The sequence below is a fragment of the Micromonospora sp. WMMD980 genome, from assembly GCF_029626035.1.
In the GTDB taxonomy this organism is placed as follows: domain Bacteria; phylum Actinomycetota; class Actinomycetes; order Mycobacteriales; family Micromonosporaceae; genus Micromonospora.
The window spans coordinates 5510557-5525452 of the sequence record NZ_JARUBE010000003.1; the positions used below are offsets into that span (position 1 = coordinate 5510557).

Annotated in this window: 12 protein-coding genes and 1 pseudogene; 6 read left to right on the forward strand and 7 right to left on the reverse strand. The window is 74.0% G+C overall.

The window, feature by feature from the left end; genetic code table 11:
* Window positions 1-92 precede the first annotated feature (92 nt).
* Window positions 93-581, forward strand: a complete 489-nt coding sequence (locus O7618_RS25980) for a MarR family transcriptional regulator (RefSeq protein WP_278108750.1) — start codon at window positions 93-95, stop codon at window positions 579-581.
* Window positions 582-803: 222 nt separating this feature from the next.
* On the opposite strand, the gene O7618_RS25985 is transcribed toward O7618_RS25980, so the two are convergent.
* The 4 genes and pseudogenes from O7618_RS25985 to O7618_RS26000 all read right to left on the reverse strand — a co-directional run bounded on the left by O7618_RS25985 (window position 804) and on the right by O7618_RS26000 (window position 7271).
* Window positions 804-3350, reverse strand: a complete 2547-nt coding sequence (locus O7618_RS25985; protein ID WP_278108751.1) for a helix-turn-helix domain-containing protein — start codon at window positions 3348-3350, stop codon at window positions 804-806.
* Window positions 3351-3451: 101 nt separating this feature from the next.
* Window positions 3452-4606: an acyl-CoA dehydrogenase family protein gene (locus tag O7618_RS25990; protein ID WP_278108752.1), complete on the reverse strand. Its 1155-nt coding sequence runs from the start codon at window positions 4604-4606 to the stop codon at window positions 3452-3454.
* A gap of 117 nt (window positions 4607-4723) precedes the next feature.
* Window positions 4724-6257, reverse strand: a pseudogene (locus O7618_RS25995) (acyl-CoA carboxylase subunit beta).
* Between the two features lie 93 nt (window positions 6258-6350).
* On the reverse strand, window positions 6351-7271 hold the full coding sequence (locus O7618_RS26000) for a hydroxymethylglutaryl-CoA lyase (protein ID WP_278108753.1): 921 nt from the start codon (window positions 7269-7271) through the stop codon (window positions 6351-6353).
* Between the two features lie 175 nt (window positions 7272-7446).
* On the opposite strand from O7618_RS26000, the gene O7618_RS26005 reads away from it, so the two are divergent.
* Window positions 7447-7818 (forward strand): YciI family protein, encoded by a 372-nt coding sequence (locus tag O7618_RS26005; RefSeq protein WP_278108754.1) that lies wholly within the window; start codon window positions 7447-7449, stop codon window positions 7816-7818.
* Window positions 7818-9080: a DUF6596 domain-containing protein gene (locus O7618_RS26010; RefSeq protein WP_278108755.1), complete on the forward strand. Its 1263-nt coding sequence runs from the start codon at window positions 7818-7820 to the stop codon at window positions 9078-9080. Before O7618_RS26005 ends, O7618_RS26010 begins: the two co-directional genes overlap by 1 nt.
* A 28-nt stretch (window positions 9081-9108) precedes the next feature.
* On the opposite strand, the gene O7618_RS26015 is transcribed toward O7618_RS26010, so the two are convergent.
* From O7618_RS26015 to O7618_RS26025, 3 genes are all read right to left on the reverse strand, one after another.
* The gene (locus tag O7618_RS26015; protein ID WP_278108756.1) at window positions 9109-10446 is read right to left on the reverse strand and encodes a biotin carboxylase N-terminal domain-containing protein; all 1338 of its coding nucleotides are present in this window, start codon (window positions 10444-10446) and stop codon (window positions 9109-9111) included.
* A 64-nt stretch (window positions 10447-10510) separates the two neighbouring features.
* Window positions 10511-11140: a TetR/AcrR family transcriptional regulator gene (locus tag O7618_RS26020; protein WP_278108757.1), complete on the reverse strand. Its 630-nt coding sequence runs from the start codon at window positions 11138-11140 to the stop codon at window positions 10511-10513.
* A 157-nt stretch (window positions 11141-11297) separates the two neighbouring features.
* Entirely contained in the window at window positions 11298-12452 is a 1155-nt protein-coding gene (locus O7618_RS26025; RefSeq protein ID WP_278108758.1) for an FAD-dependent monooxygenase, read from the reverse strand.
* Window positions 12453-12548: 96 nt separating this feature from the next.
* Here O7618_RS26025 and O7618_RS26030 point away from each other — a divergent pair, with 96 nt between their 5' ends.
* From O7618_RS26030 to O7618_RS26040, 3 genes are read left to right on the forward strand one after another with little or no spacing between them, the layout of a single operon-like run.
* Window positions 12549-13142: a TetR family transcriptional regulator gene (locus O7618_RS26030; protein WP_278108759.1), complete on the forward strand. Its 594-nt coding sequence runs from the start codon at window positions 12549-12551 to the stop codon at window positions 13140-13142.
* Window positions 13143-13158: 16 nt separating this feature from the next.
* Window positions 13159-13689 carry a SigE family RNA polymerase sigma factor gene (locus tag O7618_RS26035; RefSeq protein WP_278108760.1) on the forward strand — a complete coding sequence of 177 codons (531 nt, stop codon included), beginning with the start codon at window positions 13159-13161 and terminating at the stop codon, window positions 13687-13689.
* Window positions 13686-14855: a hypothetical protein gene (locus tag O7618_RS26040; RefSeq protein WP_278108761.1), complete on the forward strand. Its 1170-nt coding sequence runs from the start codon at window positions 13686-13688 to the stop codon at window positions 14853-14855. The genes O7618_RS26035 and O7618_RS26040 overlap by 4 nt, the downstream gene beginning before the upstream one ends.
* Window positions 14856-14896: the final 41 nt, after the last annotated feature.

Below are 14896 nucleotides of genomic sequence, written 5' to 3' on the forward strand. Positions count from 1 at the left end.
TCCGGAGAAGATTGTTTAGTAGCCCAAAGACTGACTAAGCAACTATAGCTTTGACAATATTCCTTGTGTCAAGTATTGCTAGGATGGGTGGCGTGGACCAGAACGTGTTCGACGATCCTCGGATCACCGCCGTCGGCCTCCTCTACGAGGCGCACGCCGGGCTCTCCGCCCGGTTCGCCGCCCAGTTCGAGGAGCACGGGCTCTCCCCCGTCGAGTTCGAGGTGCTCACCCGCCTCGCCCGCTCGCCCAACAACCAGCTGCGGATGACCGACCTCGCGGCGCAGACCTCGCTCTCCACGAGCGGCGTCACCCGGGTGGTCGACCGGATGGAGCGCGACGGCCTGATCCGCCGCCGGGCCTGCCCGTCGGACCGGCGCAGCTCGTTCGCGGTGGTCACCGCCGCCGGGCTGGGTCGACTGGACGAGACCCTCCCCGGCCACCTGACGATCATCGAGCAGTGGTTCACCGGCCAGCTCGCACCGGCCGAGCTCGCCGGGCTGCTGGACGGGCTGCGCCGGGTGCGGGACGCGGTGCACCCCGGCGCCACCGCCGGCAGCACCGAACCGGCCGGCACCTCATGAGCCGCCGTTACCCGTGGGTCACCGGCAGAACGACCGGCAGAACCGGCTTGTCGCGCGGGCAAAAGACCGTAAGCGCCGACAAAAGGTTCGACGTGTCTGGATAGGCTGCCGAAAGCGGGGGGCACCGGGGGTGCTGGCGCGAGCGTGGAGCGAGGGGCAGCACCAGGGGGCTACTTCGCTCGCGCCACCCCCGCGCCCTCTCGGGAGCCCCACCGGCTCCGGTCACGCCCACCGCGCGCGTCCCCGCTGCGCCACCAGGGAATAGAGCAACTCCTCCTCCCGGGGCAGCAGACTGACGCCGGTGACCTGCCGCGCCCGGTCCAGCCGGTCCAGCACGGCCACCTCCCCGGTGCTGGCCGCCAACCCCACGAGGGCCTCGACCAGATCCCGCCGGTCGGCGGCGCCGGCCGCCGCTTCGGCCGCCGCGGCGAACCACTCCGCCGCCAGCTCCCGATCCCCCCGATTCAACGCCACCTGGCCCTCGATCAACGCCCGGAGCGCGTCCCCGGTGCGGACGCCCCGGCCGGCACCGGGCGGATCCCACCGCTCGACCGCCGACGGGCGACGCGGGCCGGGTACCTGGTTCGACGGCCACAGCTCGGCCACCGCCGCCAACGCCTCGTCGTCCCGCCCCTGGAGCGCGAGCGCCAGACCGACGCCGCCGATCGTCCGGCGGCGCCGACCCGGGTCACCCAGCTCGACGAGCGCGGCCGCCGCCCGCCGCCCCTGCTCGGCCGCCTCGGCGTAGCGGCCCTCCAGCCGGGACAGCTCGGCGAGGTCGGCCCGCGCCAGCAACCGGAGCCGCTGGTCCCCGCACTGCGCGGCCAGCCGGTCGACTGTGGCCAGCCGCCGCCGGCCGCCGGCCAGCTCCCCCACACGTACGTCGTGCCAGGTCAGATGGTGCTGGGCGACCGCCATCTCGCGTACCCGACAGTGCCGGGTGGCCAGCGCCAGCGCCGCCTCGGCCTGCTCCCGGGCCTCGTCGTGCGCGCCCAGCCCGCGCAGCACCGCGCAGAGCACCGACCGGGCGGACAGCTCCCCGGTCACGTCGCCGGCCTCGGCGAAGACGGCCAGCGCCGTCCGCGCCGCCGGCAGTTCCTCTGGCCCCGCCCCGTGCTCGGCGGCCAACCGGGCCGAGCCGAGCAGCGCCCAGGCCCGCAGCACCGGCGGCGCCCCGGCGGTACGCGGATCGGCCAGCAACCGACGCAGCCAACGGCGGCCCGAGACGTCCCGTCCCCGCAGCCGCCACCACCGAGGCAGCGCGGCAGCCAGCAACAACGCGATCGCCGGGGCGTCCTCGGCGGCGTACGCCAGCGCGGCGCTGATGTCACCGGTCGCCTCGTCCAGCAGGTGCACGGTGCCCGGCAGCTCGGCGCCGACCAGGCCGGGCGCGGTGCGCCGGACCAGCCCGGCGATCACCGACGCGTGTCGCAGCCGGATGCCCGCCGTCTCGAACTCCAGATCGGCCTGCTCGGCCGCGAAGTCGCGGACCGCGTCCAGAAGCCGGAACCGGAACGGGCCGGCACCCCGGACGCTGAGCAGGCCCAGCTCCCGAAGCCGGTCCAGCAGCGGAGCCGCATCCCACCGGTGGCCGCCCTCGGCGAGCAGGTCCTCGGCCAGCTCCACCGACCAGCGGTTGCGGAACGCGGACAGCCGGCGCAGCGCGGCACGGTCGGCGGAGGCGAGCAGGTGATAGCTGGTCGCCACCGCCTCCCGCAAGGTCACCGTGCCGGCGACCGGATCGGCCGGCTCCCAGCCGGGGCGCACGCCGGCCAGGTCGAGGACGCGGTCGCCGTAGCGGTCCAGCAGCTCGGTGACATCGAGGATGCGGCCCCGCGCGGCCATCAACTCGATCGCCAGGGGCAGCCCGCCCAGGCGGCGCACCAGCGCGGCGAGTGCCGGCAGCTCGGCCCGGGTGGGTGGCGCGTGCCGAGCCTGGGTGAACCGGGCGGCGAAGAGCGCGGCGGCGGGCCAGCGGTCCAGTTCGGCGCGGTCCGCGGGATCCATGCCGGCCGGCGGCACGTCGAGCGGCGCGACCGGCCGGACCAGCTCGCCGGAAAGCCCGACCGGCCGGCGGCCGGTCACCAGCACCCGCAGGCCCGGCGCGGCCTCGGCCAGCGACCGCAGCGCCTCGGCCACCGCTTCGGGCGCCCGGTCGACGGCGTCGACCAGCAGCAGCGCCGGCCGGTCGGCGAGCCGGCAGGAGAGGTCGGCGAGCCGGTTCACGCCGAACACCGACGTCGAGGCGGCGAGCACGTCGGCGGCGTCCGAGCCCTCGCCGACCAGCACTCCGGCCACCCCGGCCGGGTGTCGGGCCGCGACCGCGTGGGCGACGGTGAGCGCGAGCGCGGTCTTGCCGACGCCGGCCAGACCGACCAGGCTCACCACCGGATAAGCGTCGAGCAGGGCGGAGACCTCGGCCGTGTCGCGCTCCCGGCCGAGCAGTGGCATGGGCTGGGGCAGCGCGACCGGCGTCCCCGGATCGGGTTCGACCTCGACCGGCGCGGCGGCGGCCGGCCGGGCGGCGGCGACGAACTCCCGCCGGGAGGCGCCGGTCAGGCCGAGCGCGTCGGCGAGTAGATCGACAGTGGTGCGTTGGGGCCGGGTGGCCCGGCCCCGCTCCAGGTCACGGACGGTCCGCACTCCCACGCCCGCCCGGTCGGCCAGGTCGGCCTGGGTCAGGCCGGCGACGAGCCGATGCCCACGCAACAGATCGGACAGCGGTGTCCGGCCAGCCGGGCCCCGCGAACGATCATGGTCGGGAGTCATGGGCACGAAGAGTACGGACGGGATCCGACGCTCCACAGCCGATCGTCAACCACCCGACCGTATGACGCCGATATCCGACAGACGGCCGAGGCGGGCGGCGGTCACATGCCGAGGTCGCGCGCGATGATCATGCGCTGCACCTCGCTGGTGCCCTCGCCGATCTCCAGGATCTTGGAGTCGCGCCAGAAGCGGGCGACCGGGTACTCGTTCATGAAGCCGTAGCCGCCGTGGATCTGGGTCGCCTCCCGGGCGTTGTCCACCGCGACGGTGCTGGCGTGCAACTTGGCGATCGCCGCCTGCCGCTTGAACGGCTCGCCGGCGAGCATCCGGGCGGCCGCGTCGTAGTAGGCCAGCCGGGCGGTGTGCGCCTTCATCTCCATGTCGGCGATCTTGAACTGGATCGCCTGGTAGTTGCCGATCGGCTGGCCGAACGCCTGACGCTCCTTGGCGTACTTGATCGACTCGTCGACGCAGCCCTGGGCCAGGCCGACGGCGAGCGCCGCGATGGCGATCCGGCCCTCGTCCAGGATGCGCAGGAACTGGGCGAAGCCCCGACCGCGCTCGCCGAGCAGGTTGGCCGCCGGCACCCGGCAGTCGTCGAAGGTCAACTCGTGGGTGTCCGAGGCGGTCCAGCCGACCTTGGAGTAGCCGGGCGCGACGGTGAAGCCGGGCGTGCCGGACGGCACGATGATGGTGGACAGCTCCTTGCCGCCGTCCGGCCGGGTGCCGGTCACCGCGGTGACGGTGACCATCGCGGTGATGTCGGTGCCGGAGTTGGTGATGAACGCCTTCGAACCGTTGATCACCCACTCGTCCGTCGCCTCGTCGAGCACCGCCCGGGTCTGGGTGCCGCCGGCGTCGGAGCCGGTGCCCGGCTCGGTCAGCCCGAAGCCGGCCAGCGCCTCACCGCTGAGCAGCTTCGGCAGCCAGCGCGCCTTCTGCTCCTCGGTGCCGAAGCGGTAGATCGGCATCGCGCCCAGCGACACCGCCGCCTCCAGGGTGATCGCCACGCTGGAGTCAACCCGGGCCAACTCCTCCAGGGCCAGGCAGAGCGCGAAGTAGTCACCGCCCATGCCGCCGTGCTCCTCGGCGAAGGGCAGGCCGAACAGGCCCATCTTGCCCATCTGCCGAATGACCTCGTACGGGAAGGTGTGCTTCTCGTAGTGCTCGGCGATCACCGGGGCGACCACCTCGCGGGCGAAGTCCCGGACGCTCTCCCGCAGCGCCTGCTGCTCCTCGTCGAGCCGGAAGTCCATGTCGATCCTCCTGGGAAGGGGCGGGCCGCCGGCGCTCGTGACACCGGGAGCGGCTGAAGCGTTAAGCGGGGCCCCTTCCTCTGCACCAGGCGTTAAGCGGGGGCCCTTCCTTACCGGTCAGACGGGGGTGACGCCGTGGCGACGCGTGGAGAAGTCGCGGTTCTTGGTGCGGGCGGCGGTGAAGCGGCGGACCAGCTCGGCGCGCAGCTCGTGTGGCTCGACGATCGCGTCCACCACCAGCTCGCTGGCGAGCCGGACGACGTCGATGTCGCGCTCGTACTCCTCGCGCTTCGCGGCGACGAACGCGGCCCCGCTCGGTCTCGTCGGCGATCGCGGCGATCTTGTTGGCGTAGACGGCGTTGACCGCGGCCTCGGCGCCCATCACCGCGATCTTCGCGGTGGGCAGCGCGATGGTGGCGTCGGGCTCGAAGCCGGGACCGGCCATCGCGTAGAGGCCCGCGCCGTACGCCTTGCGGACCACCACGCAGATCTTCGGCACGGTCGCCTCGGAGATCGCCGTGATCATCTTCGCGCCGTGCCGGATGATGCCCTGCTTCTCCACCGCGCTGCCGACCATGAAGCCGGGCACGTCGCTGAGGAACAGCAGCGGCACGTTGAACGCGTCGCAGAGCTGCACGAACCGGGTCGCCTTGTCCGCCGAGTCGACGAAGAGCACGCCGCCCTTGAACATCGAGTTGTTGCCGACCACGCCGACGACCTCGCCGTTCAGCCGGCCGAAGCCGATGGTCAGCTCCTTGGCCCAGAGCGCCTGGATCTCGAAGAAGCTGCCCTCGTCGACCAGGCCCTTGACGTACCGCCGCATGTCGAACGCCTGCCGCTCGCTGGCGGGGACCAGCGCGGCCAGGTCAGCCTTCTCGGGCGCCGGCCTCGCCTCGGCGGCCGGCGGCGCCTCGGTCCAGTTGGCCGGCAGGTAGGACAGGTAGGTCCGCACCACGTCGAGCGCGTCGGTCTCGGTCTTGCAGAGGAAGTGACCCACGCCGGACTCGGTGCAGTGCACCTTGGCCCCACCCATCGCCTCCAGCGTGGTCTTCTCGCCGGTGACCATCTCGACCATCCGGTCGGAGCCGAGATACATGCTGGCGTTGCCGTCCACCATGGCCACCACGTCGCAGAACGCCGGAATGTACGCCCCGCCGGCCGCGCTGGGCCCGAAGAGCGCACAGACCTGCGGGATCGCGCCGGAGGCCCGGACCTGGTTCCAGAAGATCTTGCCGGCGCCGCGGCGACCCGGGAACAGGTCGACCTGGTCGGTGATCCGGGCGCCCGCGGAGTCGACCAGGTAGACCATCGGCACCTTGGTCGCGTAGGCCCGCTCGATGATCCGGATGATCTTCTCGACGGTGCGCGCGCCCCAGCTTCCGGCCTTGACCGTGGAGTCGTTCGCCATCAGGCAGACCGGCCGGCCGTCGATGGTCGCGGTGCCGGTCACCACCCCGTCGGCGGGCAGCCCGTCGGCCATCGCGTTGGCATAGAGCCCGTCCTCGACGAACGAGCCCTCGTCGACCAGGTGCGCCACCCGCTCACGGGCGAACAGCTTGCCCTTCGCGGCGTTGGCCGCGTGGTATTTGTCCGCACCGCCGGCACGGGCGCGCTTGCGCAACTGCTCCAGAGCCTCACCGTCGAGCGTCACGCCGACTCCCTCGCCACCCCACCGACCTGAACGATCGTTAGGCTACCCCACGCCCGCCCCCTCCGGCGACCCCGGCGGGAGCGGGCGGCGCGGTCAGCCCGGCAGCGGGGTGAGGCGGGTACGCGGCCCGGCGCGGAGCACGCCCGACGGGAGCTTCTTGCCGACCAGCCGCTCGGCCAGCTCCGCCGCCCCGATCAGCGCGTCCAGGTCGATGCCGGTTTCCACGCCCATGTCGTGCAGCATGTGCACGGCCTCCTCGGTGGCCAGGTTGCCGCTGGCCCCCGGCGCGTACGGGCAGCCGCCGAGGCCGCCGACGCTGGCGTCGAACTCGGTGACGCCCAACTCCATCGCGGTGAGCATGTTGGCCAGCGCGGTGCCCCGGGTGTTGTGGAAGTGCAGCAGCACCGGCAGGTGGGCGTTGCGGTCCCGGACCGCGGTGACCAGCTCGCGGACCCGCCGGGGCGTGCCCATGCCGGTGGTGTCGCCGAAGGCGACCCGGTCCGCGCCGTCGCGGGCGACCCGGTCGACGATCCCGGCGACCCGCCGCGGGTCCACGTCACCCTCGTAGGGGCAGCCGAAGCTGGTCGCCACGATCACCTCGGCGGTCGCGCCCGCGCCGTGCAGCAGGTCGATCAGCTCGGCGATGTCGTCCAGCGACTCCTCCGTCGAGCGGTTCACGTTGCGCCGGTTGTGCGTGTCGCTGGCCGACACCACCACCTCGATCTCGGTGAAGCCGGCGGCCAGCGCCCGCCGCGCGCCCCGGGTGTTCGGCACCAGCGCCGAGTAGCGCACCCCGTCGATCTTCTCCGCCCGCTGCCACACCTCGTCGGCGTCAGCCATCTGCGGGATCGCCTTCGGGTGCACGAAGGAGACGGCCTCGATCCGCCGCCCCCCGGTCCGGGACAGCGCGTCGAGCAGCCGCACCTTGGCGTCGGTCGGGATCGGCTCCTCGTTCTGCAGCCCGTCCCGGGGGCCGACCTCACGGATGCTGACGTGGTCCGGCAGTTCCGCCATAAGGGGTCACCTCGCTGTGACGTCGTTCGTGCCTCATCTTCAAGAAGTGTGTCACCACGACCGGGGGTCGCCTTGCCGGAGCTCCTCGGATGGTGTCGGATCGGGGCGCAGCCGTTCGTGGAGTTGGTGTGCCGCGGCTGATCGGGCCGCCGCGCGGGATCTTGAGGAGACGACCATGACGGAGTACCTGATCGCGTTCAACGACGAATGGGTGCCCGAACACACGGCGGAACAGGCGCGGGAGAAGGACGCGGCGGTCCGGGTGGTGATCGAGGAGATGCTCGCGGAGGACGTGCTGCTCTTCGCCAACGGCGGGCTCGACCCGTCCACCGTGGTGTGCGGCGTCGAGCCGGTCGACGGCCGGCCGGTCTTCACCGACGGCCCGTACGCCGAGACCAAGGAGCACCTCGGCGGCTTCGTCGTCGTGGACGTGGCCGACGACGAGGCGGCGCGACACTGGGCCGGCCGGCTCACCACCGCGCTCGACTGGCCCCACGAGGTGCACCGGTTCCGCGGCCCCGGTCAGACCCGGCGCAGCGGCACCTGATGTCCGCCGAGGAAGCGATCACCCGCGCCCACCGCGAGGAGTGGGCGGGGCTGGTCGCCGGCCTCGCGCGCCGCTTCGGCGACCTGCACGTGGCCGAGGAGGCCACCGCCGAGGCGTTCGCCGCGGCTGCGGCCCGGTGGCCGGCGGAGGGCGTGCCGCCCAGTCCCGGCGGCTGGCTCGCCACCACCGCGACCCGCAAGGCGATCGACTGGTTCCGGCGCGAGTCGCAGCGCGACGCCAAACACCGGGCGGCCCGACTGGTGCACGACGACACCCCGCCCCGACCGACCGGCCCGATCGACGACGACCGGCTCAGACTGGTCTTCACCTGCTGCGATCCGGCCCTCGCCATGGAGGCCCGGGTGGCACTCACCCTGCGCCTGCTCGGCGGCCTCACCGTCGCCGAGATCGCCCGCGCCTTCCTGGTCCGGGAGACCACGATGGCGCGCCGGATCACCCGGGCCAAGGACAAGATCCGAGCGGCCGGCATCCCCTACCGGGTGCCGTCGAGGGCCGACATCCGCGAGCGGCGCGCCGGCGTGCTGGCGGTCGTCTACCTCGTCTTCAACGAGGGCTACCTCGCCGGCGGAGGCGCCGATCCGGTCCGCGTCGACCTCTGCGACCAGGCCATCCACCTCGGCCGCCTGCTCCGCACCCTGCTTCCGGACGACGGCGAGGTGGCCGGTCTGCTCGCCCTGATGCTCCTCCTCGACGCCCGGCGGCCGGCACGCGTGTCCGGTGCCGGGGAGCTGGTGACGCTCGCCGAGCAGGACCGCGGCGCCTGGGACCGGGTCCGTGCCGCCGAGGGCAGGGCGCTGGTGCGAGAGCGGATCGAGGCGCTGGCGGCCGGCGGTGACCCGCCCGGGCGCTACCAGGTGCAGGCCGCGATCAACGCGGTCCACGCGGATGCCCCGACCGCGCGGGACACCAACTGGTCCACGATCCTCGCGCTCTACGACCGGCTGGCGCTGCTCGATCCCTCACCGATCGTGCGGCTCAACCGCGCGGTCGCGGTCGCCGAGGTGGACGGCCCCGGGGCCGGGCTGGCCGAGGTCGAACGACTCGCGCCGGTCCTCGACGGCTACCACGCCCTGCACGCCGCCCGCGCCGACCTCCTGCGGCGACTCGGACGCGACGGCGGCGCGCGGGTGGCGTACGACCGGGCCATCGACCTAGCCGGCAACAGCGCGGAGCGGGCCTACCTCACCCGCCGCCGCGACCAGCTCGGGCCGGCTCCCCTCCCGACGCCGGGCGGCCGGTAGCGGGCCCGGCCCTCCGGCGCCGGTCGGTTCAGCGCATCCGGCCCACGATGCCGGTGTCGTAGTCGCCGGAGAGGAACTCCGGGTTCTCCAGCAGCTCGGCGAAGAACGGCAGGTTGTTCTTCGGCCCGGCGATCTCGAACCGGGCCACCGCCGCCCGGGCCCGCTCGACCGCCTGCTCCCGGGTGTCACCGCTGACGATCAGCTTCGCCAGCAGGCTGTCGTAGAACGGGGTGACCGTGTTGCCCGCGACGTAGCCGGAGTCCACCCGGACGCCCTCGCCATCGGGCTCCACCCAGGTCCGGATCGCGCCCGGGCCGGGCAGGAACCGCTTCGGGTCCTCGGCATTGACCCGCAGCTCGATCGCGTGCCCGCGCGGGGCGAGCGCATCCGGGTCGAACGTCGGTGGCAGGCCGGCCGCCACCCGGAGCTGCTCCTCGACCAGGTCGACGCCGTAGACGTACTCGGTGACCGGGTGCTCGACCTGGAGACGCGTGTTCATCTCCAGGAAGAAGAACTCCTGCGTGCTGGGGTCGAGCAGGCACTCGACCGTCCCGGCGTTGCGGTAGTTCACCGCCTCGCCGGCGCGGACCGCCGCCGCCAGGAACCGCTCGCGCAGTTCCGGCGAGACCGCCGGGGACGGCGACTCCTCGACCAGCTTCTGGTTGCGTCGCTGCACCGAACACTCGCGCTCGCCGAGTGCCACCACCCGGCCGTCGGCCAGGCCGAGGATCTGCACCTCGACGTGGCGTACCCGGGGGAAGTAGCGCTCGATCAACACCGAGCCGTCGCCGAACATGCGCTCGGCGAACGCGCGGACCTTGTCGTACTCGGTGCGCAGACCGGCCTCGTCGGCGGCCACACCCATGCCCATGCCGCCGCCGCCCGCCGCGGCCTTCACCATCACCGGGTAGCCGATCCCGGCGGCGGCGGCGACGGCCGCGTCCAGGTCGGCGGCCGGCTCGGTGGCGCCGGGCGCGACCGGAACGCCGGCCGCCGCCATCAGGTTCCGCGCGTTGATCTTGTCGCCCATCGCGGTGATCGCGTCCGCGCCCGGCCCGACCCAGATCAGGCCGGCCTCGGACACGGTACGGGCGAAGTCGGCGTTCTCCGAGAGGAAGCCGTAGCCGGGGTGGATCGCCTGCGCGCCGGTGCTGCGGGCGGCGGCGAGGATCGCCTCGACGTTCCGGTAGCTCTGCGCCGGGTTGGCGGGCCCGACGCAGATCGCCTCGTCGGCCTCGGTCACGAACGGCAGGTCGGCGTCGGCCTCCGAGTGCACCGCGATCGCCCGCACCCCGAGCCGCTTGGCCGTGCGGATCACCCGCCGCGCGATCTCCCCACGATTGGCCACCAGCAGCGAATCAAACATGTTCGGCAAGGAAGGGCCCCTTCTTAACGCCTGGTGTATAGCCGGGGCCCCTTCTTAACATGCGTTAAGGCGCGCGCGGCGTGTCAGGGTCGGTGGGTGCCAGCAGGGCCGCCAGGGCGGCGCCGCGCAGCAGCTCGGCCCGGCGTCGACGGTCCACCTCGCCGCCGAGGAACGGGGTGGAGTTCATCAGGCCGAACGCCGCGTGGGCGAGCACCCGGGCGGCGCCGTCCGGCAGGCCCGGGTGCAGCGCGGTCAGCACGGCGACCCACTCCTCGACGTACATCCGCTGGAGCCGGCGGATGCGGCGGCGCGGCTCGTCCGGGAGGCGGTCCAGCTCGTGCAGGTGCAGCGCGATCACCGCCGGGTTGGCGAGCGCGAACTCGACGTGGAAGTCGATGAGCGACTCCAGCGAGCCGCGCGGGTCGTCCGGGTGGTCGGCGGCGCGCTCCCGGCCACCGGCGAGCAGCCCCTCGCTGACCGGGATCAGCGCGGCGGCCAGCATCGCCTCCTTGCCGGCGAAGTGGTGGTAGAGCGCCGGACCGGTGACGCCGGCGGCCGCGCCGATGTCGTCCATCGAGACGCCGTGATAGCCACGCGCCGCGAAGAGGCCGACCGCGATCTCCAGGATCTCGTCCCGCCGGGACCGACGCCGGGCCGCGCCCGCCGCACCTCGCGCCTGCTGTTCCACCGCCACCGGGCCAGCCTAGACCTCGCCTTCCAGGTGAGGGAGTCGTGGTTACCCGTCAGTCACGTCACCCGTCCCGCCCCACCAGGTCGATCTTGCACTTCCGGCCCCGGCGAACGGCAGAAAGCGGACCTGACCCGGGCGACAACTGCAAGGTCGACGGAGGTCAGGGGGTCGGGGCCGGGGCGGGAGAGGGCTCGAAACCGGCCAGGCGGACGGCCAGTCGTTGTCGGGCGAGGGGGAGGGTGGATGCCGTTCGGAGCAGGAGGTTCCGCAGTGGCCGCAAGGGGGGCGGGGCCGCGGCGAGCCGGGTGAGACCGGCGGCGAAGCCGAGCACCTCCTCGGCCCGGGGGCGGCGGTCCGCCGGGTAACGGTCGAGGGCCTCGCCACCCACGGCGAGCGCGTCGCCGAGGGCGACCGCGTCCCGCAGCCCGAGGTTCATCCCCTGCCCGCCGGCCGGGCTGTGCACGTGTGCCGCGTCGCCGGCGAGCAGCACCGGGCCGGACCGGTAGCTGGTCGCGATCCGGTGGTGGATCCGGAACCGGGACGCCCACGCCACGCCGGTGACCCGGGCCGGCCGCCGGGCCGGGCCCCGCTCGTCGAGCAGCGCCTGGAAGTGCCGCGCCTGCGGCTCGCGCGGCGCGTCGGCGACGGTGGCGACCAGCCGGACCGTGCCGTCGGGCAGCGGCGCCCAGACCAGCGGCCCGCCGCGCGACAGGAACAGGGTGACCTGGTCGCGCGGGAGCACGCTGTCCACCCGCACGTCGGCGAGCAGGAACGACTCGCCCGGGTCGGCCGGGCCGCCGAAGCCGATGCCGGCCAGTTCGCGGACCCGGCTGTGCATCCCGTCCGCGCCCACCACCCAGCGGGCCCGGACCGTGCCACCGTCGGCGAACCGGGCCGTGGCGCCGCCGCCGTCGAGGTCGAGGCCGGTCAGCTCGTACGGCCGCAGCACCCGCCCGCCGAGCGCGGCGAGGCGGTCGGCGAGGACCGCCTCGGTCTCCGCCTGCGAGATCAGCAGCGCGTACGGGTAGCGGGACGGCAACCGGTCGAACGGGACGGTGAGCAGCAGCCGGTCCCGGTCGCGGATGCTGAACCGGGCCGAGTGCAGGCCCCGGGCGGCGAGCGGGTCGGCGACCCCGATCCGGTCGAGCACCTCCAGCGTGCCGGCGTGCACCACCGCGGCGCGCGAGGTGATCGGCGGCTCGACCAGCCGGTCGACCACTGTCGCGCGCATCCCGTGCCCGGCCAGGGTGACGGCCACGGCCAGGCCGGTCGGCCCGGCCCCGACCACCAGGACGTCAGTGCGTTCGGGCAGCATCGCTCCACCTCCAGGCTAGGTCAACAACTGTTTGCCAACACTTGTTGACCCAACACTAGCGTCGATGTCAACGCGCGTTGGCCTACAGTCGTGGACATGACCGAGCCGTCGTCCCGCACCCGCCGCTCCGACGCCACCCGGGCCGCCATCCTGCGCGCCGCCCGGGAACGCTTCGCCGCCGACGGCTACGACCGGGCCACCATCCGGGCCGTCGCCGCCGACGCCCGGATCGACCCGTCCATGGTGATGCGCTACTACGGCAGCAAGGAGGGGCTCTTCGCGGCGGCGGCCGAATTCGACCTGCACCTGCCCGACCTGGCCCAGGTGCCGTCCGAACAGCTCGGCGAGACGCTGGCCCGACACTTCCTGCGCCGGTGGGAGGCCGACGGCACGCTCGTCGCCCTGCTCCGGGCCGCCAGCACCAACCCCGGCGCGGCCGAACGGATGCGCGGCATCTTCGCCGGGCAACTCGCCACGGCGGTGGCCCGCTCCGGCGCCGACCCGGCCACCGCCGCCCGCCGGGCCGGCCTGGTGGCCAGCCAGATCCTCGGGCTCGCCCTCACCCGGTACGTGATCCGGCTGCCCCCCGTGGTCGACCTCGACCCGGACGAGCTGGCCGAATGGGTCGGCCCGACGATCCAGCGCTATCTCACCCAACCTTTTGCCCCGCCCCACGCGTCTGCCGGGTGACGGAGGGAGAAGCCGGATGGGGCGTACCGCGGAGCAGGGGCGGGCGGACTACCTCGCCTTCGTCGAGGCGCACCAGCACCGGCTGCTGCGCGCCGCGTACCTGGTCTGCGGCAACCGCCACCAGGCCGAGGACCTGCTCCAGGACGCGTTGTTGAAGCTGGCGCTGCGCTGGCCCACGGTGCGCGACGGCGACCCGGCCGCGTACGTGCGCGCCATCCTCTACCGCGACGCGATCTCCTGGTGGCGACGCCGGCGGCGGGAACGGCTCAGCGCGTACCCGCCGGACCGGGCGGGCGCGGACGCCGACGACGCGCTGCGCCTGACCGTGCGGGCCGCGCTCGACCGGCTGCCGCCACGCCAGCGGGCGGTCCTGGTGCTGCGCTACTTCGAGGACCTGACCGAGGTGGCCACCGCCGACGCGCTCGGGGTCACCGTGGGCACCGTCAAGAGTCAGTGCCACGCGGCGCTGCGCCGGCTCCGCGAGGTCGCGCCCGAGCTCGGCGGAACCGACGACGGCCTGGTCACCGGCATGGAGGCGAACCCGTGAACGAGACCGACCTGACCCGGCTGCTGACCCGCGCGGCCGAGGACGTGCGGCCGACCCGGCCCGCCGCCGCCGGCTGGGAACGGGCCCGGCGGGTCCGCCGCGCCCGCCGGGCAGCGGGCGCCGCCGCCGTGGCGGTCGCCCTGATCGGCGGCGGCACGACCGCGCTCCTGCACCGCACCGCCCCACCCCTGCCCGCCCCCGCGGTGAGCCCGACCTCGACCGCGCCACCGGTGCAACAGCCCCCGGCCACGCTCGACCAGCGCGACGACCCGCTCGGCCGGCTCGGTGGCCGGGTGGGCACGCCGCTCTCCGCCCGTCCGGTCGGCCGGGCGCTGGCACTGCTCCAGCCGATCGACCGGGAATCCGGCGCGGCCGGCACGATCCGGATCCTCGGTGACGACGGCGTGGTTCGGGCACTCGACGTGGTCACGCTCGCGCCGACCCGGGACGCCGACGGCAACGAGGCGGCTCCGCTCAAGCCGGGCAGCCTGTCACCGGACGGCCGAACCGCCGCGTTCGCGCAGACCGGCGAGGTGGTCGTGGTCGACCTGACCGACGCCGGCGTCCGCCGCTACCCGCTCGCGGGCTACCTGGAACACGTCGTCTGGGCCGGTGACCGGCTGCTCGTCGGCGACAACGACACCACGTACGAGCTGGACCGGCGCACCGGGACGGCCCGGCCACTGCCCGTCGACCCGTGGGGGCTGGTCGTGCCCGAGCCGGCCCACCCCGGCGACCTGCTCAGCCTCGGCAGCCCCGAGGACCTGCTGGCCGTACGCCGCTTCCCCGCCGCCGGTGGCTCGCCGGACCGGCGGCCGGTGACCAACGACGAACTTCCTACCGGCTACCGGCTGAACGAGGTCTACGGGCGGGGCTGGCAACGTGGCGACCGGATCGCCGAGGCGGGCTGGATCACCACCGGCACCATGAGCGGGGTCGAGGGGGTGGCGGTGCTGGACGCCCGGACCGGGGCGGTGACCCGCCTGCTCGACCTGGGCCGGAAAGACCGGGCGAAGACCTGCTGCGAGGTGCTCGGCTGGTCCGCCGACGGCGCGGTGCTGTTCCGCTACGACCTTGGTGGCCTGGCCCGTTGGCAGCCGGAGACCGGCGAGGTCGCCTGGGTGGCCCACGACGTCGACGGCCTGGTGGCGCTCCCCGCCAACTGACCGGCCGATCCCTGCCACGCGGCAGGGACCGGCCGGATCGG